28 protein-coding genes and 1 tRNA gene are annotated in these 24,667 nt (G+C 72.7%); 14 read left to right on the top strand and 15 right to left on the bottom strand.

The window, feature by feature from the left end; all coding sequences use genetic code 11:
- The first annotated feature begins 3 nt into the window (after window positions 1-3).
- Both DAI17_RS08035 and DAI17_RS08030 read left to right on the top strand, forming a co-directional pair.
- A tRNA-Arg gene (locus tag DAI17_RS08035) sits at window positions 4-76 on the top strand.
- A 168-nt stretch (window positions 77-244) separates the two neighbouring features.
- Window positions 245-1,642, top strand: a complete 1,398-nt coding sequence (locus tag DAI17_RS08030) for a choice-of-anchor P family protein (RefSeq protein WP_107772343.1) — start codon at window positions 245-247, stop codon at window positions 1,640-1,642.
- Window positions 1,643-1,667: 25 nt separating this feature from the next.
- On the opposite strand, the gene DAI17_RS08025 is transcribed toward DAI17_RS08030, so the two are convergent.
- Entirely contained in the window at window positions 1,668-2,573 is a 906-nt protein-coding gene (locus DAI17_RS08025) for an LCP family protein (RefSeq protein WP_107772342.1), read from the bottom strand.
- The gene (locus tag DAI17_RS08020; protein ID WP_107772341.1) at window positions 2,570-3,205 is read right to left on the bottom strand and encodes a hypothetical protein; all 636 of its coding nucleotides are present in this window, start codon (window positions 3,203-3,205) and stop codon (window positions 2,570-2,572) included. Before DAI17_RS08020 ends, DAI17_RS08025 begins: the two co-directional genes overlap by 4 nt.
- Window positions 3,206-3,433: 228 nt before the next feature.
- Between DAI17_RS08020 and DAI17_RS08015 the strand changes: the two genes are divergently transcribed.
- The 4 genes from DAI17_RS08015 (at window position 3,434) to DAI17_RS08005 (ending at window position 8,634) form a co-directional block, all read left to right on the top strand.
- Entirely contained in the window at window positions 3,434-7,144 is a 3,711-nt protein-coding gene (locus DAI17_RS08015) for a multifunctional oxoglutarate decarboxylase/oxoglutarate dehydrogenase thiamine pyrophosphate-binding subunit/dihydrolipoyllysine-residue succinyltransferase subunit (RefSeq protein ID WP_199904997.1), read from the top strand.
- A gap of 9 nt (window positions 7,145-7,153) precedes the next feature.
- Entirely contained in the window at window positions 7,154-7,330 is a 177-nt protein-coding gene (locus DAI17_RS21235) for a DUF6104 family protein (protein WP_199904996.1), read from the top strand.
- Window positions 7,331-7,427: 97 nt separating this feature from the next.
- Window positions 7,428-8,096 carry a TetR family transcriptional regulator gene (locus DAI17_RS08010; protein ID WP_107772339.1) on the top strand — a complete coding sequence of 223 codons (669 nt, stop codon included), beginning with the start codon at window positions 7,428-7,430 and terminating at the stop codon, window positions 8,094-8,096.
- A 19-nt stretch (window positions 8,097-8,115) separates the two neighbouring features.
- Entirely contained in the window at window positions 8,116-8,634 is a 519-nt protein-coding gene (locus tag DAI17_RS08005) for a nitroreductase family deazaflavin-dependent oxidoreductase (protein WP_107772338.1), read from the top strand.
- 14 nt (window positions 8,635-8,648) lie between these two features.
- Here DAI17_RS08005 and DAI17_RS08000 read toward each other — a convergent pair whose 3' ends face one another.
- Genes DAI17_RS08000 through DAI17_RS07980 form a run of 5 tightly spaced genes read right to left on the bottom strand, consistent with a single transcriptional unit; the run spans window position 8,649 to window position 12,946 of the window.
- Window positions 8,649-9,326, bottom strand: coding sequence for an SDR family oxidoreductase (locus DAI17_RS08000; protein ID WP_107772337.1), 678 nt, complete (start codon window positions 9,324-9,326; stop codon window positions 8,649-8,651).
- A 10-nt stretch (window positions 9,327-9,336) separates the two neighbouring features.
- Window positions 9,337-10,305, bottom strand: coding sequence for a zinc-binding dehydrogenase (locus DAI17_RS07995; RefSeq protein WP_107772336.1), 969 nt, complete (start codon window positions 10,303-10,305; stop codon window positions 9,337-9,339).
- Between the two features lie 9 nt (window positions 10,306-10,314).
- On the bottom strand, window positions 10,315-11,346 hold the full coding sequence (locus DAI17_RS07990; RefSeq protein WP_159081417.1) for a serine hydrolase domain-containing protein: 1,032 nt from the start codon (window positions 11,344-11,346) through the stop codon (window positions 10,315-10,317).
- Window positions 11,347-11,358: 12 nt separating this feature from the next.
- The gene (locus tag DAI17_RS07985; RefSeq protein WP_107772334.1) at window positions 11,359-12,534 is read right to left on the bottom strand and encodes an NAD(P)-dependent malic enzyme; all 1,176 of its coding nucleotides are present in this window, start codon (window positions 12,532-12,534) and stop codon (window positions 11,359-11,361) included.
- 19 nt (window positions 12,535-12,553) lie between these two features.
- Window positions 12,554-12,946: a S24 family peptidase gene (locus DAI17_RS07980; protein WP_407669697.1), complete on the bottom strand. Its 393-nt coding sequence runs from the start codon at window positions 12,944-12,946 to the stop codon at window positions 12,554-12,556.
- 50 nt (window positions 12,947-12,996) lie between these two features.
- Between DAI17_RS07980 and sodN the strand changes: the two genes are divergently transcribed.
- From sodN to DAI17_RS07965, 3 genes are all read left to right on the top strand, one after another.
- Window positions 12,997-13,398 carry a superoxide dismutase, Ni gene (gene sodN, locus DAI17_RS07975; protein ID WP_107772332.1) on the top strand — a complete coding sequence of 134 codons (402 nt, stop codon included), beginning with the start codon at window positions 12,997-12,999 and terminating at the stop codon, window positions 13,396-13,398.
- 468 nt (window positions 13,399-13,866) lie between these two features.
- Complete coding sequence (locus DAI17_RS07970; protein WP_199904995.1) at window positions 13,867-14,301, top strand: ATP-binding protein; 435 nt, start codon at window positions 13,867-13,869, stop codon at window positions 14,299-14,301.
- A gap of 1 nt (window position 14,302) precedes the next feature.
- Window positions 14,303-15,133 (top strand): RNA polymerase sigma factor SigF, encoded by an 831-nt coding sequence (locus DAI17_RS07965; protein WP_107772331.1) that lies wholly within the window; start codon window positions 14,303-14,305, stop codon window positions 15,131-15,133.
- A 26-nt stretch (window positions 15,134-15,159) separates the two neighbouring features.
- Here the strand turns inward: DAI17_RS07965 and DAI17_RS07960 are convergent, their stop codons facing one another.
- On the bottom strand, window positions 15,160-15,540 hold the full coding sequence (locus tag DAI17_RS07960) for a hypothetical protein (protein WP_159081416.1): 381 nt from the start codon (window positions 15,538-15,540) through the stop codon (window positions 15,160-15,162).
- A gap of 202 nt (window positions 15,541-15,742) precedes the next feature.
- Here DAI17_RS07960 and DAI17_RS07955 point away from each other — a divergent pair, with 202 nt between their 5' ends.
- Window positions 15,743-15,994 carry a WhiB family transcriptional regulator gene (locus DAI17_RS07955; protein ID WP_056601527.1) on the top strand — a complete coding sequence of 84 codons (252 nt, stop codon included), beginning with the start codon at window positions 15,743-15,745 and terminating at the stop codon, window positions 15,992-15,994.
- Window positions 15,995-16,012: 18 nt separating this feature from the next.
- On the opposite strand, the gene DAI17_RS07950 is transcribed toward DAI17_RS07955, so the two are convergent.
- Window positions 16,013-17,482, bottom strand: coding sequence for a sensor histidine kinase (locus DAI17_RS07950; protein WP_107772329.1), 1,470 nt, complete (start codon window positions 17,480-17,482; stop codon window positions 16,013-16,015).
- Window positions 17,483-17,556: 74 nt separating this feature from the next.
- On the opposite strand from DAI17_RS07950, the gene DAI17_RS07945 reads away from it, so the two are divergent.
- From DAI17_RS07945 to DAI17_RS07930, 4 genes are read left to right on the top strand one after another with little or no spacing between them, the layout of a single operon-like run.
- On the top strand, window positions 17,557-18,411 hold the full coding sequence (locus DAI17_RS07945) for a DUF2785 domain-containing protein (RefSeq protein ID WP_107772328.1): 855 nt from the start codon (window positions 17,557-17,559) through the stop codon (window positions 18,409-18,411).
- Window positions 18,412-18,426: 15 nt separating this feature from the next.
- Window positions 18,427-20,130 (top strand): acetolactate synthase, encoded by a 1,704-nt coding sequence (locus DAI17_RS07940; RefSeq protein WP_107772327.1) that lies wholly within the window; start codon window positions 18,427-18,429, stop codon window positions 20,128-20,130.
- Window positions 20,131-20,138: 8 nt separating this feature from the next.
- The gene (locus DAI17_RS07935; RefSeq protein WP_107772326.1) at window positions 20,139-20,621 is read left to right on the top strand and encodes a GNAT family N-acetyltransferase; all 483 of its coding nucleotides are present in this window, start codon (window positions 20,139-20,141) and stop codon (window positions 20,619-20,621) included.
- Window positions 20,618-20,986 (top strand): thioesterase family protein, encoded by a 369-nt coding sequence (locus DAI17_RS07930; RefSeq protein ID WP_107772325.1) that lies wholly within the window; start codon window positions 20,618-20,620, stop codon window positions 20,984-20,986. Before DAI17_RS07935 ends, DAI17_RS07930 begins: the two co-directional genes overlap by 4 nt.
- 152 nt (window positions 20,987-21,138) lie before the next feature.
- Here DAI17_RS07930 and DAI17_RS21790 read toward each other — a convergent pair whose 3' ends face one another.
- From DAI17_RS21790 to DAI17_RS07905, 6 genes are all read right to left on the bottom strand, one after another.
- Complete coding sequence (locus DAI17_RS21790; RefSeq protein ID WP_369759046.1) at window positions 21,139-21,213, bottom strand: 50S ribosomal protein bL37; 75 nt, start codon at window positions 21,211-21,213, stop codon at window positions 21,139-21,141.
- 116 nt (window positions 21,214-21,329) lie between these two features.
- Entirely contained in the window at window positions 21,330-21,596 is a 267-nt protein-coding gene (gene rsrA, locus DAI17_RS07925) for a mycothiol system anti-sigma-R factor (RefSeq protein ID WP_107772324.1), read from the bottom strand.
- Complete coding sequence (locus tag DAI17_RS07920; RefSeq protein WP_107772323.1) at window positions 21,593-22,249, bottom strand: sigma-70 family RNA polymerase sigma factor; 657 nt, start codon at window positions 22,247-22,249, stop codon at window positions 21,593-21,595. The genes rsrA and DAI17_RS07920 overlap by 4 nt, the downstream gene beginning before the upstream one ends.
- 126 nt (window positions 22,250-22,375) lie before the next feature.
- Window positions 22,376-23,029, bottom strand: a complete 654-nt coding sequence (locus DAI17_RS07915) for an alpha/beta hydrolase family protein (protein WP_325049854.1) — start codon at window positions 23,027-23,029, stop codon at window positions 22,376-22,378.
- Entirely contained in the window at window positions 23,026-23,772 is a 747-nt protein-coding gene (locus DAI17_RS07910; protein ID WP_107772322.1) for an SOS response-associated peptidase, read from the bottom strand. Before DAI17_RS07910 ends, DAI17_RS07915 begins: the two co-directional genes overlap by 4 nt.
- Before the next feature lie 40 nt (window positions 23,773-23,812).
- Window positions 23,813-24,559 carry a hypothetical protein gene (locus DAI17_RS07905; RefSeq protein WP_159081414.1) on the bottom strand — a complete coding sequence of 249 codons (747 nt, stop codon included), beginning with the start codon at window positions 24,557-24,559 and terminating at the stop codon, window positions 23,813-23,815.
- Window positions 24,560-24,667: the final 108 nt, after the last annotated feature.

Genomic DNA, 24,667 nt, shown 5'->3' with positions numbered 1-24,667 from the left:
CCGGCCTCCGTAGCTCAGGGGATAGAGCACTGGTTTCCGGTACCAGGTGCCGCAGGTTCGAATCCTGCCGGAGGCGCAGCGCCGTGACGGCGTCGCACGAGCCCGGCCCCGACTCCTCGGGTCCGGGCTCGACACATTTCTCTCCAGATGTGGGTTTGGACACCCTCCGGTTGGTGTAACACTGCGTTACGCCACGGAGGCCTCGCTCCGTGGGGACCACCACGACGCCCCCTGGAGCCACCCCGTGAGCACGCTGACCCGAGCCCTCGCCCTCTCCACCGCCCTGGCCGCCGCGACCGCCACCGCGCTGGCCGGCACCCTCGTCGCCACCCCCGCCGCGAACGGCGCCCGTGCCGAGCGGGCGCCCGCGCTGACCGACTTCGGGTTCCGCGCCGACGCCTACGGCGTCAAGCTGGTCGCCGACAACGTCGAGGCGTTCAACGTCAAGGACGCCCACGCCCAGCTGCGCTGCACACGCGCGGTCGGCCAGTCCGTGCAGAGGTCCTCGGCCGTCAGCGTGCCCGACAACCCGCTCGTCCACGTGGCTGCCAGCACCAGCCGCACCGACACCTACCGCGAGGGTGACCGCCACGGCGTGCGGGGCGTCAACACCATCGGCGACATCCGCATCGGCGGCACCGTGGGCGGCGTCGCCACCCCGAGCCTGGTCATCGAGGGGCTGACCACCACGGCCGACGCCTTCCACACACCACAGGGCTTCGGGCACGCCGAGTCCTTCGACTTCGCCCGCATCCGGCTCGAGCTCCTGCAGGGCACGCCCCTCCAGGGCACTCCCCTCGAGCAGCTGCTGGCCCCGCTGGACCAGGTCACCGACACCGTCTTCGAGGGTGCCGGCGACGCGGCCGACGAGGTCTTCGAGGTGCTCCGCTCCGCCACCGCCCCCATCCAGGTCCCGGGCCTGGGCTCAATCGCCCTCGGCAAGGTCCGCGGCAAGGCCTCGGGCAAGCGGGCGACCTCCGAGGCGATGGCCCTCGAGATCGTCGTCGACGCCGGCGGCCGCCGTCAGCTCGTCGAGGTCGGCTCGGCCAACGCCCGCATCGGCGGTCCCACCCCGGCCGGCGTCTTCCGCGCAGGCGGCACGGCCCTGGACTTCCAGGCGCTGCAGGGCGCGCTGCGCTTCGGCGGCGTGCAGCACAAGTCCCTGCCCTGCGAGGGCACCCTGGGCCGTACCCAGACGTTCCGGGTGCCGTCGGCGTCCGTGCTCTTCGGCCTCGTCGCCCGGCTGGACGACGTGACCTACACCCACCGCGGCAGCCAGCACCGCAAGCGTGACCTCGCCAAGGGCCGGACCGGCACCCGCATCGAGACCGTCTCCGTGCCGGGAGTGGGCCTGGAGATCGCGGGCGTCGAGAGCTCGGTCCGGATGCGCGGCAAGGAGCGCCGGCCGGTCAAGGCCCGGGTCGCCACCACCATCACGTCCATCACCTTGAACGGCCAGCCGGTCTCGGTCCCGGCCCCCGGCCGCACGACCGAGCTCCCCGGTGGCGCCGGGCTGGTGCAGCGCCAGCTCGTCAAGCGCAGCCGGTACGGCGCCCGCGTGATCGCGCTGCGGGTGACCCTCTTCGAGCAGGCCGTGGTGATGGACCTCGGCCTGTCCGACGGGCACATCTACCCGCGCTGAGCCCGGCTGGGTGCCGCCGCCACCCTCAGCAGCCGCGCAGGGTGGCGTCGCGACGCGCAGCGTCGCCCAGCCGGCGGGCCTGGGCCACGTCGGGGAAGACCACGCTCTGCCCGGCCGCGGAGCCGATCCGGCCCCGGATGACGCACGTGGTGATCCGCCCGGGCTCGACCTGGGCCACGGCCTGGGCCAGCTCGTAGACCTCCGCCGGCCCGAGGTCGGTCGACAGGTGCTTCATCACCGTCATCACGCCGCGCTCGATGAAGCCCGGCCGGTCCGCCTGCGAGCGGATGCGGGCGTGGATGCCGCGCAGCGTGCGCTGCTGGTTGGCCGACCGGTCGAAGTCGCCGCCCGGGAGGTTGTAGCGGATCCGCGAGAACGCCATCGCGTCGTACCCGCCGAGACGGATGCGGCCCCGGGCGAACCCCTCCTTCTTGAGGTTGGGGTCGGTGAAGCGACGCGGGTTGGCGACGGTGATGCCGCCGATGTCGTCGATCATGTCCTCGAAGAACGGGAACCGGCTCACCATCACGTAGTCGGGGGTGATGCCGACCAGGTTGCGCATCGCCCCGGCCATCCCGCGGGGCCCGCCGAAGTAGAGCGCGGCGTTGATCTTGTTCATGCCGTGCCCGGGGATGGAGACCCACGAGTCGCGCGGCACCCCGATGGCGGTCGCGGAGTCGGTCCGGGTGTTGATGCCGATGAGCTGCAGGGCGTCGCCGCGGGCCCGCAGCATGTCCTGGCCGGGCCGGGCGTCGGAGCCCACGGCCAGGATCCACACGACGTCGGGGCCGACCGAGACGCCGCCGGCACGCTTGACGCGCACCAGCTCGATCCCCGTGGACTCGACGGCCGAGTCGGGCACGACGAGCGCGGAGACCGTCAGCACCGCGGCCAGGGTGGCGGCGCGCAGGGTGCGGGAGAGGCGCGTCATGACAGCCAGCCCTTCGAGACGTCGTAGCCGAAGACCCGCCACCCGGCGGGCTGGCGGGTGAGGAAGAGGCGGCCGCGCACCTGCAGCCGGCGGGTGCGGGCGGCCTCCCCAGACCCGGTGCCGGCGAGGGCGACGCGCATCCGCAGGTCGAAGCGGGTGGTGACCGACCGGACCCGCCGGTCGACGGCGAGGAGGTCGAGCCGGGCCTTGCGCATCAGCGGGGTCACCGAGGTCACGCGCTCACCGATGTCGGCGTTGGACATCAGGTCGCGGTCGTACGTCGCCCTGCGTGCCGCGCCCGGCGTGAAGCCCGGGAAGCGGCGGAAGTCCGTGCGCGGGTAGGCGCCCCCGACGTACGCCGCCTCCCACCACCGGTCGAGCACGTCGGTCACCTGGAGGCGGACGGCCTTGCGACGGGGGCCGGGCAGCCGGCCGATCACGGTGCCGACCTCGGTGCGGGTGGTCACCGGCGCGGGCCCGGCCACCGAGGTCGTGACGGCGGTCTCCGTGCCGCCGGTGGTGGGGCGGGAGGTCGGGTCGTCACTGCTGCAGCCTGCGGCCACCAGCGCGAGGACCACCACGAGGGCGGGGCCGCGGACGAGTGCCGCGAGCCCCCGGAAGGGGGTGTTCATCGAGTCTCCAGGGGTGTTTCGTGTGGTGCTCGTGACACCTTGCATCAAGGGGTGGTCGCGCCCCTGCATTTGGGGGCGTGTACGACTAGCCTTGCCAGAAGGAATTTCCCATCACGTGCCCAAGTGGAAGAGGCGAAGCAACTCGTGGCGCAGTCACAGGCCGACCAGTCCGGATCTACCCCCGCACCGTCCGCGGATCTCGGAGCCAACGAATGGCTCGTCGAGGAGATGCGCGAGCAGTACGACAAGGATCCCGGCAGTGTCGGGCCGGAGTGGGCCTCCTACTTCGGCGGCTCCAGCAAGGGCTCGGCCAACGGGTCGGCCAACGGTGCCGTCGCGACCAAGGCACCCGCCGAGAAGGCTCCTGAGAAGCCCGCCGAGAAGCCCGCCGCCAAGGCACCCGAGAAGGCTCCTGAGAAGCCCGCCGAGAAGCCTGCTGCCAAGACCTCCGCCGCCCCCACCTCGAAGCCCCGTCCCGCGAGCGAGGCCGCCGAGCCCGCCAAGGGCACCAGCACGCCGGTCGCCAAGGACGCCAAGCCGGCCGCCCCGGCGGCGGCGGGCGACGAGCCGACGTACACCACGCTGCGCGGCATCCCGGCCGCGACGGCCAAGAACATGGACCTCTCGCTGACCGTCCCCACGGCGACCTCGGTGCGCACGCTGCCGGTCAAGCTGCTGTGGGACAACCGCACGGTCATCAACAACCACCTCGCCCGCGCCCGCGGCGGCAAGGTGTCCTTCACGCACCTGATCGGCTACGCGCTGGTCAAGGCGCTTCGGTCGATGCCGGAGATGAACAACTCCTACACGGAGAAGGACGGCAAGCCCACCATGGTGACGCCGGCCCACATCAACCTCGGCCTCGCCGTCGACCAGCAGAAGAAGGACGGCACCCGCCAGCTCGTGGTGCCCTCCATCAAGGGCTGCGAGACGATGGACTTCGCCGGCTTCTGGACGGCCTACGAGGAGCTCATCCGCAAGGCGCGCGACAACAAGCTCACGATGGAGGACTACTCCGGCACCACCATGAGCCTGACCAACGTCGGCGGGCTCGGCACCAACCACCCGGTGCCGCGGCTCATGCCCGGCCAGGCCGTCATCGTCGGCGTCGGCGCCATGGAGTACCCCGCCGAGTGGCAGGGCGCCTCGGAGGAGGCCCTCAACCGCAACGGCATCAGCAAGGTCATGACGATCACGTCGACCTACGACCACCGCGTCATCCAGGGCGCGCAGTCGGGCGAGTTCCTGCGCCGCATCCACCAGCTGCTGCTGGGCGAGGACGACTTCTACGACGAGATCTTCCGCTCGCTGCGCATCCCCTACGAGCCGATCCGCTGGGCCAAGGACATCGTGGCCAGCCACGACGACGACATCGTCAAGCAGGCCCGGATCCTCGAGCTCATCCACGCCTACCGCGTGCGCGGTCACATGATGGCCGACACCGACCCGCTGGAGTACCGCCAGCGCAGCCACCCCGACCTCGAGGTGGAGTCGCACGGCCTGACGCTGTGGGACCTCGACCGCGAGTTCGCGACCGGCTCGTTCGGCGGCGAGGGCCGCCGCTTCATGAAGCTGCGCAACATCCTGGGCATCCTGCGCGACTCCTACTGCCGCACCACCGGCATCGAGTACATGCACATCATGGATCCCGAGCAGCGCAAGTGGATCCAGCAGCGCGTGGAGCAGCCGCACACCAAGCCGCCCCGCGAGGAGCAGCTGCGGATCCTGCTCAAGCTCAACCAGGCCGAGGCCTTCGAGACCTTCCTGCAGACCAAGTTCGTCGGCCAGAAGCGCTTCTCCCTCGAGGGCGGCGAGACCACGATCCCGCTCATCGACGAGATCTGCGAGGCGGCCGCCGAGGTCGGCCTCGACGAGGTCACCATCGGCATGGCGCACCGTGGCCGCCTCAACGTGCTGGCCAACATCGTCGGCAAGAAGTACAGCCAGATCTTCCGCGAGTTCGAGGGCAACATCGACCCGCGCACGGTCCAGGGCTCCGGCGACGTGAAGTACCACCTCGGCGCCGAGGGCGAGTTCGTCGCCGGGTCGGGCGACCAGATCAAGGTCTCGGTCGCGGCCAACCCGTCGCACCTCGAGGCGGTCGACCCGGTGCTCGAGGGCATCGCCCGCGCCAAGCAGGACGTCCTCAACAAGGGCGCCGAGTACCCCGTGCTCCCGCTCCTCGTCCACGGTGACGCGGCCTTCGCGGGCCAGGGCGTGGTCGCGGAGACGCTCAACCTCTCCCAGCTGCGCGGCTACCGCACCGGCGGCACCATCCACGTGGTCGTCAACAACCAGGTCGGCTTCACCACCTCCCCCGGCTCGTCGCGCTCCTCGCTCTACTGCACCGACGTGGCCCGGATGGTCCAGGCGCCGATCTTCCACGTCAACGGGGACGACCCCGAGGCGTGCATCCGCGTCGCCCGCCTGGCCTTCGAGTACCGGCAGGCCTTCAAGAAGGACGTCGTCATCGACCTCGTGTGCTACCGGCGCCGGGGACACAACGAGGGCGACGACCCGTCGTACACCCAGCCGCTGATGTACGACCTCATCGAGCAGAAGCGCTCGGTGCGCAAGCTCTACACCGAGTCCCTCATCGGTCGTGGCGACATCACCGTCGAGGAGGCCGAGCAGGTCCTCAAGGACTACCAGCAGCAGCTCGAGCGGGTCTTCACCGAGGTGCGCGAGGCGAGCAGCCAGCCCTCGGAGTGGACGACCGTCCCGGACTACCCGGACAAGCCGGCCGGCGAGTTCAGCACGGCGGTCACCCCGGAGGTCCTCAAGCGGATCGCCGACGCCTACACGACCCCGCCGGAGGGCTTCACCGTCCACCCCAAGGTCATGCCGCAGCTGCAGCGCCGCGCCGCCGCGATCACCGACGGCCCGATCGACTGGGGCACCGGCGAGATCCTCGCCTTCGGCTCGCTGCTCATGGACGGTCGCCCGGTGCGGCTGGCCGGCCAGGACTCGCGTCGCGGCACCTTCGTGCAGCGGTTCGCCACGATCATCGACCGCACCAACGCCGACGAGTGGACCCCGCTGACCAACCTCACCGAGGACCAGGCCAAGTTCCACGTCTACGACTCGCTGCTCTCCGAGTACGCCGCCCTCGGCTTCGAGTACGGCTACTCCGTGGCGCGTCCCGAGGCGCTGGTGCTGTGGGAGGCCCAGTTCGGCGACTTCGTCAACGGCGCGCAGACCGTCATCGACGAGTTCATCTCCGCCGGCGAGACCAAGTGGCGCCAGCAGTCGGGCGTCGTGCTGCTCCTCCCCCACGGCTACGAGGGCCAGGGGCCCGACCACAGCTCGGCGCGCATCGAGCGGTTCCTGACGATGGCCGCCGAGGACGCCATGGTGGTGGCCCAGCCGTCGACCCCCGCGTCGTACTTCCACCTGCTGCGCCGCCACTCGCTCGGCGAGGAGCACCGGCCGCTCGTGGTCTTCACGCCCAAGTCGATGCTCAAGCGCAAGGAGGCCGCGTCCCAGCCCGACGACTTCGTCGCCGGGACGACGTTCCGCCCGTTCATCGGCGACGACACGGTCGACCCGGACAAGGTCGAGACGCTGCTGCTGTGCTCGGGCCGCGTCACCTGGGACCTCATGGTCGAGCGCAAGAAGCGCGACCACGGCGACACCGTCGCCATCGGCCGCATCGAGGCGCTCTACCCCAACCCGGTCGACGAGATCCGGGCCGAGATCGCCAAGTACCCCAACCTCAAGGTCGTGCGCTGGGTGCAGGACGAGCCCCGCAACATGGGCCCGTGGCCGCACTACCAGCTCAACGTGTGGCCGACTCTCGACGTCACCGTCGAGCCGATCACCCGGCCGGCGTCGGCCTCGCCCTCGGTGGGCACCATCAAGCGCCACACCGAGGAGCAGAAGTCGCTGCTGGACGCGGCCTTCGAGGTGCCGAACACGGGTCCGGGCCGGGACTACTGAGGCTGGTCCATGTACTTCACCGACCGCGGCATCGAGGAGCTCGAGAAGCGCCGGGGTGACGAGGAGGTCACCCTGGCCTGGGTCGCCGACCAGCTGCAGGCCTTCGTGGACCAGCACCCGGAGTTCGAGACGCCGATCGAGCGGCTCGCGACCTGGCTGGCGCGGCTGGACGACCCCGAGGACTGACCGTACGCCGGGCCCGGCGCCGCTCCACGGCGTCGCGGCCCGGCGCAGGTCCTGCCGGGCCGCCGGTCCGGCAGGTGTGCCTGTCTAGGATCAGGGCATGGGAGCGTCCGTCGTCGAGTCGCGCGCCGAGCCCGCGGACGAGTCGCGCAAGGCACGCAAGGAGCGGACACGTCGCGCCATCCTCGACGCGGCCCTGCGGCTCACCGACGGCACCAGCCTCGTCGCGATCTCGTTGCGGCAGGTCGCCAAGGAGGTCGGCATCGTGCCGACCGCGTTCTACCGCCACTTCGACTCCGTCGAGTCGCTGGGCCTGGCCCTGGTCGACGAGAGCTTCGTGTCGCTGCGCGAGCTGCTGCGGGACGTCCGCACCCGGGCGCCGGAGTTCGCCGACCTGATCGACGAGTCCTTGGCGGTGCTGGTCGAGCACGTGCGGACCCACCCCGCGCACTACTCCTTCATCGCCCGGGAGCGGATGGCCGGACCTGCGCGGGTCCGGGACGCCATCAGGCGGGAGATCGAGCTGATCACCCGGGAGCTGGCCGCCGACGTGGCACCCCTCCCCGGCACCGACGCCTTCTCCCCCGAGCACCTGCACCTGCTGGCCGACCTCATCGTGTCCTTCGTGGTGACCACGGCCGAGCGACTGGTCGACGACCCGGACGCCGAGGCACAGGTCCTGGCCGACACCCGCATCCAGCTGCGCATGCTCCTCGTGGGCGCGCTCAACTGGCGGTCCGCACGCCAGGTCGAGGACTCGTCCGCCTGACCTCTGGCACCATCACGCCATGGGACTCGCCGCCGACCTCGGGTACCGGCACCGTCCGGCCAACGCCGCCCAGCGGGGCGTGCAGGCGCTCGGCTCCAGCCGCGCGGGCGCGTGGCTCTTCTCCCGGACGCTGCGGCACCTCGACGACGCCGTGGCACGGGTCTCCCGTGGCCGCCAGAGCGCTCCCCAGCTGCTGGCCGGCCTGCCGGTCCTCGACCTGACCACCACCGGGCGCCGGTCCGGTCGGCCGCGCACCAGCCACCTCGTCTCGATCCCGGTCGGCGACGACCTGGCCGTGCTCGGCACCAACTTCGGCCAACCCGCGACACCGGCGTGGGTGCTCAACCTCGAGGCGGACCCGCGGGCCACCGTCACCTACCGCGGACGCACGCTGTCGGTGACCGCGCGGCAGGCGACCGACGCCGAGCGCGATGCGGTCGTGGAGCGCTCGCGCGGGATCTACGGCGGCTACGAGAAGTACCAGCAGCGCATCAGCGGCCGCCGGGTGCGCGTCTTCGTCCTCGAGGGCGCCGGCTGACCCTCACGGAGGCGTCAGGCCGGGCGGACGGTCACGTCGGTGATCGTGGCGTCCCGGGGCAGGTCGAGCAGGTGCACGATCGCGTCGGCGACCGTGCCCGGCTGGATCCAGGCGCCCGCGTCGTAGGCCTTGCCCTCCTGCTCGTGCACCTTCTCCTGCATCGCGGTGGCGGTACGTCCCGGGTAGACCGTGCTCACCCGGACGCCGTGCTCGGCCTCCTCCGCGCGCAGCGCCTCCGCGAGCGCGCGCAGGCCGAACTTCGAGGCGGCGTACGCCGACCACGTCGGGTGCGCGTGCAGCCCGCTGCCGGAGTTGACGAAGACCACCGTGCCGCGGGCGCGCCGCAGGTGCGGCAGCAGCTCGCGGGTGAGCACAGCCGGCGCGGTCAGGTTGACGGCCAGCTGCTGCTCCCACTCCTGGAGCCGCATGGAGGCGACGGGGGCCAGGTCCACGACCCCGGCCGCGTGGACGAGGGAGTCGACCGGGTCGTCGACCAGGCGGCCGAGACCGTGCAGGGTGCCCGGCTCGGCCAGGTCCGCCACGACGTACGACGCGTCCGGCAGCTCCGCGCGCATCTGCTCGGCTCGCTGTTCCGAGCGGGCCACGAGCACGAGGTCGTCGCCGCGCGCGGCCAGCCGCTGAGCCAGGACGAGGCCGATGCCGGACCCCGCGCCGGTGACCAGGTGCCTCATGAACGGGCCGTCATCGGGTGAAGACGATCTTGCCGAAGACGTCCCCGGCGGCCATCGCGGCGAAGCCGTCGCGCGCGTCGGCCATCGGCAGCGTGCGGTCGACCAGGGGGCGGGTGCCGGTGGCGTCGAGGAGGCTGACCAGCGAGGCCAGCTCGGACCGGGTGCCCATGGTCGAGCCGATGACCTGGAGCTGGAGGAAGAAGATGCGCGTGAGCTCGGCGTCGTCGAGCTTGGGGCCGCTGGTGGTGCCGCTGATGACGACCTTGCCGCCGGGACGCAGCGACCGGATCGAGTGCGACCACGTGGCGCGCCCGACGGTCTCCATCACCGCGTCCACCTTGACCGGCAGGCGGGCGCCGGACTCGAAGACCTCGTGGGCGCCGATCTCGAGCGCGCGCTTGCGCTTGACCTCGTCGCGGCTGGTGGCCAGCACCGTCAGGCCGCCGGCCCGGGCCAGGGTGATCAGTGCGGTGGCCACGCCCCCGCCGGCACCCTGGACCAGCACCGTGTCACCAGGCTTGAGGCCGCCCTGGGTGTAGAGCATCCGGTAGGCCGTGAGCCACGCCGTCGGCAGGCAGGCGGCCTCGGCGAAGCTCATCGACGCCGGCTTGGGCACCAGGTTGCCTCGGGGCACCACGACCTGGTCCGCGAAGGTGCCCTGGTGGCGCTCGGAGAGGAGCGAGCGGCGCGGGTCGAGCGTCTCGTCCCCGGTCCACGCCGGGTCGCTGATGACTGCGTGCACGACGACCTCGTTGCCGTCCTCGTCGAGGCCGGCGGCGTCGCAGCCCAGGATCATCGGCAGCGCGTCCTCCTTGAGGCCGACGCCGCGCAGGGACCACAGGTCGTGGTGGTTGAGGCTGGCCGCCTTCACCGTCACGGTCGCCCACCCGTCGGGTGCGACCGGGTCGGGGCGCTCGCCCACCACCAGGCCGCTGAGCGGGTCGTCGGAGCTGAAGGACTCGGCGTAGACGGCGAACATGCCTCGACCCTAGCGGGGCCCTCCGTCGCCCATCACGCGCAGCACCTGGAGGCCAAGCAGGTCCACGCTGCGCGCGTGGTTGCACAGCACCGCCACCGCGCTTCGCGCCTCGGGGACGAACCCGACGAACGAGCGGTAGCCGCCGGTCCCACCGTTGTGCCACCACAGCGGTGGCGGCCGGTCGTTGCGAAGCCACCCGAGTCCGATGGCCTGTCGGCCCTCCACCCTGGGCTGCAGGCACAGGCGGACGGCGTCGCCCAGCGGCGTCGAGTCGGGCTCCAGCCAGGCGTCGAGGTAGCGGAGCAGGTCCTCGGTGGTCGAGCGCAGCGCGCCCGCCCCGGGAAGGCCGTCGAGCGGCCAGGCGGGAGCCGGTCGCCCCCGCCCCCGGTGCCCGGGCGCCAGCCGCGTCCGCTGCTCGTCGGTCAGCCGGTCGTGCGTCGCCGTGTCGACGAGCCCGAGGGGCCGGCAGACGCGCTCCTCGACCAGGGCGCCGTACGACGTCCCGGCCGCGTGGGCCAGCGCCTGCCCGAGGACGCCGAGGTTGGAGTAGTGCATGCCGCCGGTCCCGGGGGTACGCCGCAGCCGCGCCTGCGCCAGGGCGGTGAGCAGGCCGTCGGGGGTGAGGCCCGCGTAGGGGTCGCGCCCGCGCAGCATCTCCACCGACCCGCGCACCAGCGGGACCGGCGAGCCGGGCAGGCCGGAGGCGTGCGTGGCGAGGTGCTCGAGCGTGATCTCGACGCCGTCGCGGGCGGGCACGACCGTGCCGGCGGGCAGCAGGTCGCGCACGGGGTCGTCCAGCGTCCAGTCCCCGCGCACCACGCCGTCGGCGAGCAGCAGCGACGTGAACGTCTTGGTGACGGACCCGATCTCGAAGAGCGTCCGACCGTCCGGCGCCGGGCCCTCACGGGACCGGCCGTGGACGAAGGCTCCGTCGGGTCGTCGTACGCCGACCACGAGCGCTGCACGCCGGCGGCCCGCCCGCTCGACCAGGTCCTCCACCTCGCGCAGGGTGTCGGGCGGGGTCTCGGGCCGGGGCTCCACGACGGCGATCCCTCAGCGGCGGGCGACCCCGTCGCGGCGCGCCGCCGTGGCGACCGCCTCGCGGACGGCGCCGGGGACCCGGGGGTCGAACGGCGACGGGATCACGAGGTCCTCGGCGAGGTCGTCCCCGACCAGGTCGGCCAGCGCGTTGGCGGCGGCGAGCTTCATGCCCTCGGTGATCGCCGTGGCGTGGACGTCGAAGGCACCGCGGAAGATGCCCGGGAAGGCGAGCACGTTGTTGATCTGGTTGGGGTAGTCCGAGCGTCCCGTGGCCACCACGCGGGCGTACTTGTGGGCCAGGTCCGGGTGCACCTCGGGGGTCGGGTTGGCCAGGCCGAAGATGATCGCGTCCGGGGCCATGCTGGCGACGATCTCCTCGGGGACCGATCCCCCGGAGACGCCGATGTAGACGTCGGCGCCGTCCATCGCGTCGGCCAGGCTGCCGCTGCGCCCGAACTTGTCGGCGGTGTCGCGCGCCAGCGCCGCCTTGACCGGCGTGAGGTCGGACCGCTGCGAGTTGAGCACGCCCTGGCGGTCGATGACGGCGAGGTCCTCGACGCCGGCCTCGAGCAGGATCCGGGCGACCGCGACGCCCGCGGCCCCGGCGCCGGAGATGACCACCCGGGTGCCCTCGGCGGTGCGGCCGGTGAGGCGGAGCGAGTTCTTGAGGGCCGCCAGCGCCACCACGGCGGTGCCGTGCTGGTCGTCGTGGAAGACCGGGATGTCGAGCATCGCCTTGAGGCGGTCCTCGATCTCGAAGCAGCGGGGCGCGGAGATGTCCTCGAGGTTGATCCCCCCGAAGCTCGGCGCCAGCCGCGCGACGGTCTCGATGATCTCCTCGACGTCGGTGGTGTCGAGGCAGATCGGCACGGCGTCGACGCCCCCGAACTGCTTGAAGAGGACCGCCTTGCCCTCCATGACGGGCATCGCGGCGGCGGGCCCGATGTCACCGAGGCCCAGCACGGCGGTGCCGTCGCTCACGACCGCGACGACGTTGGGGACCCAGGTGTAGTGCTGGGTCATCGTCGGGTCGTCCGCGATGGCCTCGCACACGCGAGCCACTCCCGGGGTGTAGGCCAGGGACAGCTCGTCGGGCCCGCTGAGGGCGACCGTGGAGACCGTCTCCATCTTCCCGCCCACGTGGAGGTCGAAGACGGGGTCGCCGGCGTGGGGGTGCTGCGGTTCCATGCGGCGATACTTCCACAGCTCAGGGGCGGCGGAGCCGCCGTCCCAAGCGTGGTGAGGGCCACACCCGGGCCAGCACCACCGCCCGCACCTCGGCGTCGGCGACCGGGCCACGGTGGCGCGAGTCGACCCCCTCCGCAGGGTTGTCGGAGAGGAGCCACCACCCGGGCCCGCCGGTGCGCAGCGCACGCCGCTCGGCGGCCCGCTTGACCGCCAGCGTCCCGTCGACGAAGCGCGCCACGACCAGGTCCCCGGGGCGGGCGGCGACGCCGTACCGGACGAGCAGCCGGTCGCCCTCGCGCAGCGTCGGCTCCATCGACCGACCGCGTACGACGGCGGTCCCCCAGGGCCTGCGCAGCGCGCCTGTCCGGGGCCCACCCGCACGGGCGGGACCCGCGTCCCCGGGTGTCCTCACGCGGAGTAGTGTCGCAGCGACACGAACATCACGCTCACGAGAGGACTGCGATGCTCCCCCAGCTGTTTGCCCCCACCGTCGAGGTCTCGGCGCACTGCGACCTGCCCTGCGGCGTCTACGACCCCGCCCAGGCCCGCATCGAGGCCGAGTCGATCAAGGCGCTCATCGCCAAGGTCGCCGACAACGACGACGCCGACTTCCGCACCCGCGCGATCCTCATCAAGGAGCAGCGCTCGGAGCTGGTCAAGCACCACCTGTGGGTCCTGTGGACCGACTACTTCAAGCCCCCGCACTTCGAGAAGTACCCGCAGCTCCACACGCTGGTCAACGAGGCCACCAAGCTCGCGGGCGCCGCGGGCACCAAGGGTGAGTTCGACGCCGGCAAGGCCGACGAGCTGCTCGCCAAGATCGACGAGATCGCCGAGATCTTCTGGGAGACCAAGAAGGCCTGAGCTCCGCTCAGGACTTCTGGTCCGGAGGATGCGCTGAGCCTGCGAAGCGCAGACGTACGCTTCCACGGCCTGAGCTCCGCTCAGGACTTCTGGTCTCGAGGATGCGCTGAGCCTGCGAAGCGCAGACGCACGCTTCCACGGCCTGAGCTCCGCTCACGCCTTTGCGGCCTCCGCTTCCGGGGCCGGCCGCCACCCCCGGTGGCGACCGGCCCCGTGCTGCGTCCCGCGTCCGGCGATTCCTCCGGGGGGCCCGGAGGCACGTCGCCGGACTCGGCACTCGCAACCCGATCCCCCTGCCCCCTGGGTTGCTCTTCCACTGCGACCATGGTCGCCACGAGCCTCGCGGCCCGCAGGCGTTTGACCTCGCATACCCGATATGGGGTAACCCGGAGGGGTGAGGTCGCCGGGACCGCCACCGCTACTGTGTCCCCACCCCAGCCCTCGACCCAGGACGGGACCCCCACGCAGATGTCCAGTCACGACCATCCCGCCGCACAGGCCGACGTCGAGCTCCGGCTACCGGCCGACGGCGCCTTCGCGTCGGTGCTCAGGACCACGGCGGCCGGCCTGGCCGCCCGGCTCGACTTCACCATGGACGACATCGAGGAGCTGCGGATCGCCGTCGGCGAGGCGCTGGCGCTGGTGCTCCCCGAGGCCGACCCGGGCGCCGACCTGACCTGCCGCTTCCACCTCGGCGGCGGCTCGATGACCGTGGAGGTCGAGACGACCGCGGTGGACGAGCCGCAGCCCGACTACGACAGCTTCGCCTGGCAGGTCCTCGACACCCTCTCCTCGGACGCGGCGGTGATCTCGGCCGCGGGCGTGTTCGGCGTGCGGTTCCGGATGTCGACCCAGCTGGGTGCCGCGGGGGCGCCCGGCGGCACGGCAGGGGTCCAGCCCTGAGATGAGCCACCACGACACGGGGGACGGTTCGGTGGAGGGGGACACCACGGAGCCGGTGGAGGAGCCGACGCGGGTCGAGCTGACCCGGATGCGCAGCACCGAGCTCTTCCGCGCGATGCGGGACGAGGACGCGTCGCCTGCCTCGCGGGCCACGGCGCGCGACGGCCTCGTGCACCTGCACCTGCCGCTGGTCGAGCACTGCGCACGCCGCTTCCGCAACCGCGGCGAGCCGCACGAGGACCTGGTGCAGGTCGGCACCATCGGCCTCATCAAGGCCGTGGACCGGTTCGAGACCGACCGCGGCGTCGAGTTCTCGACGTACGCGACGCCGACGATCATCGGCGAGATCAAGCGCTACTTCCGCGACAAGGGCTGGGCCATCCGCGTCCCGCGGCGCCTGCAGGAGCTGCGGATGCAGATCGGCACGGCGACCGCCGAGCTGACGCAGCAGCTCGGCCGCTCCCCCACGCCGCGCGAGCTGGCGGAGGAGATCGGGTGCACGGTGGAGGAGATCATCGAGGGGATGGAGTCGAGCAACGCCTACTCCACGCTCTCCCTCGACGCCTCGGACGGCTCCGACGACGGCCCGCCGAGCATGCTCGACACCCTCGGGATCGACGACGAGGGGCTTGCGCACGTCGAGATCCGCGAGTCGATCAAGCCGCTCCTCGAGGGGCTCGGCGCCAGGGAGAAGCGCATCCTGCTGCTGCGGTTCTTCAAGAACATGACGCAGTCGCAGATCGCCGAGGAGATCGGGGTGTCCCAGATGCACGTCTCCCGGCTGCTGGCCAAGACGCTGACCCAGCTCCGGACCTCGCTCGAGGCCGAGTAGGCCGTCCCCGCCCCACCCGGGACGGCTCAGCGCTGCGACTCCAGCGCCTCGATGCTCCTCGGGTGGATGATCCCGGCGATCACCACGAGCGCGACCACTCCGATCACCAGGGAGAGCACGAGCGTCTCGCCGCCGCGCAGGTTCCACGCGAGGCCGAGCTGGATGAGCTGGGCGAGCAGGATCGGCCCCCTCGCCCACGGACCGCCGTGGGTGATGGCCCAGGCGCAGAACAGCAGCAACCCGCCGTACAGCGCGAAGAACAGGGTCGTGGTGAGCCCCATCGTCAGCCGCCCGCCCGTCAGGGATGCGACCTCCAGGACGGCGAGCAGGATGATCACGACCCCCTCGACCGCGGCGAGCGAGGCGGCGGTCACGAGCGGGGCGGGGCTGGCGGGACGCTGCGTCACCCCGCCAGCCTAGGAGGCCCCTTGCGCTGTGACGGAACCGACCATGCGAAGGGGTTGTGCTGGGCCGCAACTCTTGCCAGTCTGGGGGGTGCGCTCGTGGAAGAGTCCACTTCGTGGTGCCCACCCCCAGCACCCCACGACGCCCGGGCTCCGCTGACTGCCCGCACACAGCCCCCGCGTGAAGAAAGAGGAACCCCCTGCCATGGATTGGCGCAGCCGTTCAGCCTGCCTCGACGAGGACCCGGAGCTGTTCTTCCCGATCGGCAACACCGGTCCGGCCATCCTCCAGATCGAGGAGGCCAAGCAGGTGTGCCGCCGCTGCGAGGTGCGCGAGCAGTGCCTCGCGTGGGCGCTCGAGGCCGGCCAGGACCACGGGGTCTGGGGCGGCCTCAGCGAGGACGAGCGGCGGGCGCTGAAGCGCCGCAACGCGCGAGCCCGCATCCGCACCGCCTGATCCCCCGGGCCTGGACCCTCACACCGGTAGCTCGATCCGCACGCGGGTCCCGCCGCCGGCCGCCGGCCCCACCTCGAGGGTCCCCCCGAGCTCGGACTCGACCAGGGTCCGGACGATGGACAGGCCCAGGCTGGTGGACGCGTCCAGGTCGAAGCCTTCCGGCAGTCCGCGTCCGTCGTCTGTGATCGACACCTCGAGCCGCCCCCGGCAGGTCCGGGCGGCCAGCTCGATCGTGCCCTCGTGGGCCGCCGCCGGATCGGGGTAGCCGTGCTCGACGGCGTTCTGCAGCGCCTCGGTGATGACCATGGCCAGCGGGGTGGCCGTCTCCGAGGGCAGCACCCCGAAGCACCCCCGGCGTACGACGCGGACCGCGGACCCGACCACGGCCACGTCGGTGACCATGCGGCCCAGGCGGTCGGCGATCTCGTCGAAGTCGACGTGCTCCTCCCCGGCCTGGCTCAGCGTCTCGTGCACGATCGCGATCGAGCCGACCCGGCGCACGGCCTCCTCGAGGGCGGCCCGCGCCTCCGGCTGCTCGATGCGTCGCGCCTGGAGCCGCAGCAGGGCCGCGACCGTCTGCAGGTTGTTCTTCACCCGGTGGTGGATCTCCCGGATGGTGGCGTCCTTGGTCACCAGCTCCCGGTCGCGCCGACGCAGGTCGGTGACGTCGCGCAGCAGCACCAGCGCACCGATCCGCTCCCCCGTGGGCCGGAGCGGGATGCTCCGCAGGATCAGGCTGACGTCGTCGGTGCCGACCTCGGTGTCCCGGTCCGCCCGGCCGGACAGGACCACGCTGAGGGTCTCCTCGTCGGGACGCCGTCGCGGCGGGACCAGGTCGCGCGTCAGGTCGGCGAGCACGTGGTGGGTCAGGTCGCCGGTCAGCCCCAGACGACGGTAGACCGACAGCGCGTTGGGGCTGGCGTAGACGACCCGTCCGTACTCGTCGAGGCGGACGAAGCCGTCGCCGACCCGGGGCGAGTCGGCGTGGTCGCTGCGCTGGCCCTCCTGGGGGAACCAGCCGCCCGCGATCATCTGGGTCAGCTCCGCCGCGGTCTGGAGGTAGGACAGCTCCAGACGGCTGGGCGTGCGGACCCCGAGCAGGTTGGTGTTGCGGGCGACCAGGGCGATCACCCGGTCCCCCCGTCGTACGGGGATGACCTCGACGCGGACCGGGACGTCGTCGCGCCACTCGGGGTCACCCTCGCGCACCAGCCGTCCCGTGGCGTGGGCCTCGTCGAGCATCCGCCGTCGGCCGGCGGGGATGAAGGTGCCCAGCACGTCGTCGGTCAGGGCAGTGGGCCCGGTCGTGGGCCGCATCTGCCCCCCGGCCCAGAATCCGCGACCCTCGCGGTCCGGGAGCCACAACACGAGGTCGGCGAAGGACAGGTCGGCGATGATCTGCCAGTCGGCCATCAGCAGGTAGAGCCAGGAGACGTCGGCGTCGTCGAGGTCGGTGTGGGCTCGGGCGAGCTCCTGGAGGGACGGCACGGGGCCAGCCTAGGGCGGCGCCCGGCAAGGGGCGGTTCGTCGTCCGCCGAGCCCCGGCTGGCAGGATGTCCCGCATGCCCACCGGCTACTGGCGCAGCGTCGTGCAGCAAGGTCTCGAGGTCCCCTCCGACCGACCGCTCGACGACCTCACCGCCGAGCTGACGGCCATGCTGGGCTCCCCCGATCCCGAGCAGCGCGACGGGATCGCCTACCCCGCGCTGTCGACCTGGATCGACCGCGGCGTGTACGACGACCTGCTCGTCGGGCTGGGCGACGGGATGGCCGCGGGACTCACCGTCGGGCTCGGCGAGGACGGCACCGACACGGTGTTCCGCCGGGCGTTCTCGGTGCTGGTGCTGGCCGAGTGCCTCGACCGCGGCACCTCCCAGCACCTGCTGACCTCGGGCAAGGTCCTCCAGTGGGGCGACCAGGTCGCCACTTGGTACCTCCGAGAGAAGGACACCCGCGGCTACGTTCCCGGCCGGGGCTGGGCGCACACGGTCGCACACGGGGCGGACGCGATCGGCGTCCTGGCCACGTCCCCCCACCTCGCGTCGGCGGAGCTGACGGTGCTGCTCGACGTGCTGGCCGACCGGCTGCTGGCCCGCGGCACCGGGCTGCTGACCTGCGGGGAGCCCGACCGCATGGCGATGGCGACCATGCACGTGCTGCGCCGCAACGTCGTCAGCCTCAAGGTGCTGGAGCCGTGGATCAACCGGATCGCGGCCGCAGCGGCCCCGATGGGCAGCAGCGAGGACCGCGACCCCTACCTCGACAGCGGCAACGCCCAGGCGTTCCTGCGCGCGCTCTACCTCCAGCTGAGCCTGGCTCCCGACCCGCCGCAGGTGCGCCCGGACCTCATCCTGGTGCTCGTCGAGGTGCTCAGGGCGACCAACGCGCAGTACCTCGGTCCGCACCACCACGCGTGAACTAGCCTGCGCTCCATGAGCGACGAGACTGCCGTCACGCCCACGCCCGACCAGGCCGCCCAACAGCCCTCCGGGCAGCTGTCCGGGCACAGCGGGGAGCTGGCCGTGGCGGCCGCCCGCGCGCACGGCGTCGAGACCATGTTCACCCTCTCCGGGGCGCACGTGTTCCCGATGTACGACGGCGCAGTCAAGGCCGAGCCGCCGATGCGCCTCCTGGACGTGCGCCACGAGCAGACCGCGGCGTTCGCGGCCGAGGCGACCGGCAAGCTGACCCGGGTGCCGGGACTGGCCGTGCTGACGGCGGGCCCCGGCGTCACCAACGGCGTCTCCGCGATGGCCCAGGCCCAGTTCAACGGCTCGCCGATGGTGGTCGTCGGAGGCCGCGCCCCGGCCAACCGCTGGGGCTCCGGAGCCCTCCAGGAGATCGACCACCTGCCGATCGTCGAGTCGATCACCAAGCAGGCCCGCACGCTGCACACCGCCGCCGAGGTGGCCACCGGCATGGACGACGCGTTCACCGTCGCCCGCTCCTCGCACCGCGGACCCGTGTTCGTGGACATCCCCATGGACGAGTTCTTCAACTCGTCCTCCGGTCCCGCCTCCGCGGGTGCGCCGGCCGACCTGCTGGAGCCCGACGGCGACGACCTCGCCGCCGTGGCGACGGCCCTGGCCGCCGCGACCCGGCCGGTGCTCATCCTCGGCACCGACGTGTGGGCCGACCGCGCCGAGGAGGCCGCGCTGCGCTTCGTCGAGGCGCTCGGCATCCCCACCCTCACCAACGGGATGGGCCGCGGCATCGTGCCGGGCGGCCACCCGCTGCTCGTCACCAAGGCGCGGGGGGCGGCCCTCAACGGCGCCGACCTCGTCGTCGTGGTCGGCACCCCGCTCGACTTCCGGCTCGGCTACGGCGCCTTCGGCGGCAAGGACGGCGCCACGCCCGCCCGGGTCGTCCACGTCGCCGACTCCCCCGGCCAGGTCTCCCCGCACGCCACCCTCGCGGCCTCGGTCGCCGGCGACCTCTCGTCGGTCTTCGACGGGCTGCTCGAGCCCGTGCAGCGCGGTCGCCGCGGGGACTGGTCGACCTGGGCCGCCGAGCTGGCGGACGTGGTCAAGGCGACCGTGGCCCGTGACGAGGAGCTCCTGACCGCCGAGGCCGACCCGATCCACCCCGCGCGCATCTACGGCGAGCTGGTCCCCCGCCTCGCCGACGACTCGGTCGTGATCGGCGACGGGGGCGACTTCGTCAGCTTCGCGGGCAAGTTCGTCGAGCCCCAGCGGCCCGGCGGCTGGCTCGACCCCGGCCCCTACGGCTGCCTGGGCGCCGGCCTCGGGGCCGCGATCGCGGCCCGGCTGGCCCGCCCGTCCGCGCAGGTGACGCTGCTGCTGGGCGACGGCGCCGCCGGCTTCTCGCTCATGGACGTCGACACGCTGGTGCGCCACGACCTCCCCGTCGTGATGGTGATGGGCAACAACTCCGCATGGGGCCTGGAGAAGGGCCCGATGCAGATGCTCTACGGGTACGACGTGGTGGCCGACCTCGCGCACCGCACGGCGTACGACCAGGTCGTCGGCGCCCTCGGTGGCGCCGGCGAGACGGTGACCGACCCGAAGCAGATCGGTCCGGCCCTGGACCGCGCCTACGCCGCGGGAGTGCCCTACCTCGTCAACGTCATCACCGACGTGGAGGCGGCCTACCCGCGCAGCACCTTCGGCATCTGACGCCCGCGATGGAGCTCAGGCGCGCCCGACCGGAGGAGCTGCCCGCCCTGGGCGAGCTCACCGTCGCGGCGTACGCGGACTTCACGCTGGGTCCCGACGACCCCTACCTGGACCGGCTGCGCGACACCGCGTCGCGCGACGCGCAGGGCGAGCTGTGGGTCGCGGTCGAGGGCGACGAGCTGCTCGGCTGCGTGACCTGGTGCCCGCCCGGCTCGCCGTGGCGGGAGCTGGCGGCCGGGCACGAGGGCGAGTTCCGGATGCTCGCGGTCGCGCCCCACGCCCGCGGCCGCGGGGCCGGCGCCGCGCTGGCCGCCCGGTGCGAGGAACGGGCGCGGGAGCACGGGGCCACGGCGATGGTGCTCTCATCGTTGCCCCAGATGACCCACGCGCACCGCGTCTACGGCGCGCTCGGCTACCGGCGCGATCCCGCCCGCGACTGGGACCCGGCGCCCGGCGTCCACCTGATCGCCTTCGTCAAGGAGCTGGCATGAGCGACACGACCACCCTCACCTTCACCGTCACCGAGGACGACACCGCCCTCGCGGTCGGCAGCGGCTCGCTGCCGGTGCTCGGGACCCCGCGGCTGCTCGCCTGGTGCGAGGCGGCCACCTGCGCCGCCGTGGAGCCCGGCCTGGCCGAGGGCGAGACCAGCGTCGGGACCCGGGTGCAGCTCGAGCACCTCGCCGCCAGCCCGGTCGGCGCCCGCATCGAGGTCAGCGCAACGACGTCGTACGCCGACGGGCGGCTGCGCCGGCTGACCGTCAGCGCCCGCGACCTCGGCTCCGGCAAGGTCGTCGGCGCCGGCGAGGTGACGCGCGTGGTCGTGGACGCCGAGCGCTTCCTCTCCCGCCTCTGACGCCCCACCGGCTGGCCGACTCCGACGGTTGCTGGCCGTTGCATCGGCCAGCAAGCGCCAGAGTCACCGCTGGAGCGGTGAATCCGACCGGGGGTCCCGCCGCACATGCAGCGAGCCCCCGGCCAGTGGCCGGGGGCTCGGTGTCTCAACGCTCAGGCGTTGGGGCGCTTTCCGTGGTTGGCGCCCTTCTTCTTGCGAGCGCGGCGCTTGCGACCGGTCTTGCCCATGATCGTCCTCCAGAAATCGTGTTGCCCTGACGGGTGCCCCGTACAGGGCTCAGGGCATCCTCTCAAATGCGGATCGACGGGGCCAATCAGCCCCGCTGCCCCGGTTCAGCCCGCGGTCAGCCCTCGGTGATCTGGACCTGGACCGCGCGGATCTGGACGCGCACCCGCTCGCGGAGCCCGTCCGGCGCGGACTCCGTGCACGACCGCGCCACGACGGCCTTGACCGTGCGCTGGAGGTCGTACTTCTCCAGGCAGGGACCGCACTCGTCGAGGTGCACGCGGACCGCGGAGCAGTCGGCCTCGTCGAGCTCGTTGTCGAGGAAGTAGACGATGCGCTCGAGGTAGTCGGCGCAGTCCTCGTTGCTGTGCCCGTGCTCGCTCACGACGCGCTCCCCTCGCCCGACGTACCGCCGGTGGTGCCGGCGGGAAGCAGGTCATGGGCCCGTACGTGGTCGGCGAGCATGTCGCGCAGCTGGCGACGGCCCCGGTGCAGCCGGGACATCACGGTGCCGATGGGGGTGTTCATGATCTCGGCGATCTCCTTGTAGGGGAATCCCTCGACGTCGGCGAGGTAGACCGCGAGCCGGAACTCCTCGGGCAGTCGCTGGAGGGCGTCCTTGACCTGGGAGTCCGGCAGGTGCTCCAGAGCCTCGGTCTCGGCGGACTTCAGGCCCGTCGAGCTGTGGGACTCCGCGCGCGCCAGCTGCCAGTCCTCGACGTCCTCGGCCATCGACTGCTGCGGCTCGCGCTGCTTCTTGCGGTAGGTGTTGATGTAGGTGTTGGTGAGGATGCGGTAGAGCCAAGCCTTGAGGTTGGTGCCGGGCTTGAACTGGTGGAACGCGGAGTAGGCCTTGGCGAAGGTCTCCTGCACCAGGTCCTCGGCGTCGGCGGGGTTGCGGGTCATCCGCATGGCCGCGCCGTACAGCTGGTCGAGGAGGGGCAGTGCGTCGCGCTCGAAGCGCAGTGCGCGCTCGTCCGCGGTCTCTGTCTCGAGGTCGACCGCGGGGTCCCCGTCGGTCTGGAGTGATTCGGTCATCGTTGCCCAGACTACTGCGGCCTCGGCTGGACCGAGGGTCGAGCGGTTGCGGGCCGGACGTGGGGCTGTGGCGATCACGACCGTTCAACACCTCCGGTCGTCCGGTGATTCCCGGGGTCGCTGTCGCTACCGGTTGCCGAGGACCTCGCGGACCAGCCACTCCAGCGTCGACTCCACGACGATGCCCATCGCGTCGTCCTGGCTCAGCGGGGCGCGGGCGGGGACCTTGAGGCCGTGGTCCGCGGCCGGCACGACGGCGATGTCCACGTGGTCGAGGTCCGCGGGGAACTCCTCGGGGCGCCCCATCGGGTCCCGCTCGCCCTGCACCACCAGGGTGGGCACGCCGGAGGAGGCCAGCTCGTCCATCCGGGACTTCTCCGGACGGCCCGGCGGGTGGAGGGGGAAGGACAGGGCCAGGCAGCCGACCGCGCCCAGCGAGGCGGCGGACCGGGCGGCCGACCGGGCGCCGGCGGAACGACCACCGACCACGAGCGGGGCCTTCGACCGCACGGCGGCGGCGGCGGACGCCAGCGCGGCGTCGAGCGTGGCCGGCGGGGTGGCGATCCTGCGCCCGGCCACGCGCCAGGGCTGCTCCAGGAGCAGGACGCTGACGCCCTGCGCGGGCAGCGCCGCGGCCAGGGCCACCAGGTCGCGGGCGTCGACTCCCCCGCCGGCCCCGTGGCTGAGCAGCAGTGTCGCAACCGGCCGGTGTGCGCGTCGTACGTGCAGGCGGGCCTCGCCGTGCGGCGTCTGCAGGCTCCGGACGTCCGGGGTGATCACGAGGGCACGTCCTCCAGGGGAAGCGGCTCCACGAGCTCGGGGCCGTTGTTGCGCACGTTGCCCACGGCGGTGGACACCGGGTAGGCCTCCAGCCGGCCGGGCGCGGCCGGGACGAGCAGGGACAGCTCGCCGCCCACGCGCGGGTCGAGCCACTGCGACCACCGGTCCCGCTCGACCATCAGCGGCATCCGGTCGTGGATGTGCCCGAGGGAGTCCTCGGCGTCGGTGGTGATCACCGTGCAGGTCCACCGGAAGCGGTCGGGGTCGTCCTCGGCGCGGCTGGGGTCCCGCCAGATCTCGTAGAGCCCGGCCATGGCCAGTACTCCCCCGTCGGCGGGCCGGATGAAGAACGGCTGCTTGACCGGCTTGCCGGCCTTGGTGGTGCGGGAGGTGGGGTACCACTCGAAGTAGCCGTCGGCGGGCAGCAGGCAGCGGCGCACCGCGAAGGCCCTCTTGTACGCCGGCTTGTCGGCGACGGTCTCCATCCGCGCGTTGATCATCCGGTTGCCGATGGAGGGGTCCTTGGCCCACGAGGGCACGAGTCCCCAGGTCAGGACGCGCAGCTGGCGCTCGGGGGGCTCGGGGCTGTCCCTGGACGGCGGCCGCTCGACGACGGCGTAGACCTCCTTGGTGGGCGCGACGTTGTAGTCGGCGGCCAGCGGTGCGGGGGTCCGGTCGGCGACGACCTCGAACTCCTCGACGAGGTCCTCGGGGCTCCGCGAGGAGGCATAGCGTCCGCACATGCGGCCCAGCGTAGTGACACCGGCGCCGGTCGGAGGGCGCTCAGGCGCGCGCCAGCTCGTCCAGCAGCTGGGCGGCCGCCAGGTCGCTGCTCGGGAGTCCCTCGATCCAGACCCGCGGCGGGTCGTCGGTCATCCCGGTGACCAGCGACCGGAGCAGCCGGACCCGGGTGCCGAGCCGGTCTCCGCGCGACGCCACGACGACCACCCGGTGCGGCGCGAGCCTGCCGACGGTCTCGCCCCCGGCGAAGACCGTGCGGGCCGCCTCGCCCACCCGGGCCAGCCGCAGCGAGCGGCCCAGCCGGTGCCCGGGGTCGACCTCGCCACCGACGGGCGCGTCCCCGGTCAGCTCGCAGACGACGAGCGCCCACTGCGCGGGGACGTCGGTGGACCCGTGCTGGCGGTAGAGGTCGCCGAGCCGGCTGCGGACGTGGACCCGGGTGGCCAGGCCGGTCATAGGGTCCTCGCAGGAGAGCGCGTGGAAGTAGGACAGCGTCGCCTCGCTCCAGGCCACGAGCAGCGCCGAGGTCGCGTCGTACGACGGGTCCGTCCCCCGGACGGCCACCCACGTCTCGCGCAGGGCGGCCATCGTCTCCTCCAGCGACGCGCCGTCGAGGGCGAGCTCGCGACCCACCACCGCGCACGGCTCGGTGGGATCCGATCCCGAGACGAGTGCCTCCGCCACTGCCTCGAACCGACGCGGGAGCCCCATGCGCGCGTCGGTGGGCAGCACCTCACCCGTCCCGGGACCGGCCGCGGGACGCCGCGCGCGCAGTGCGAACAATCCCACGGTGCTCCCCCTCGCCGGTGTCGTGACCTCTGTTCTCGTCGTGCGGGGGTGGGACGACGGTCCCGGGGACCCATGACGCCGATTCGCCGAGTTGTCTGCACCACCCCC

It is taken from the genome of Nocardioides sediminis (genome assembly GCF_003047295.1).
Taxonomy (GTDB): domain Bacteria; phylum Actinomycetota; class Actinomycetes; order Propionibacteriales; family Nocardioidaceae; genus Nocardioides; species Nocardioides sediminis.
This window is presented reverse-complemented; position numbering and strand designations above follow the sequence as displayed.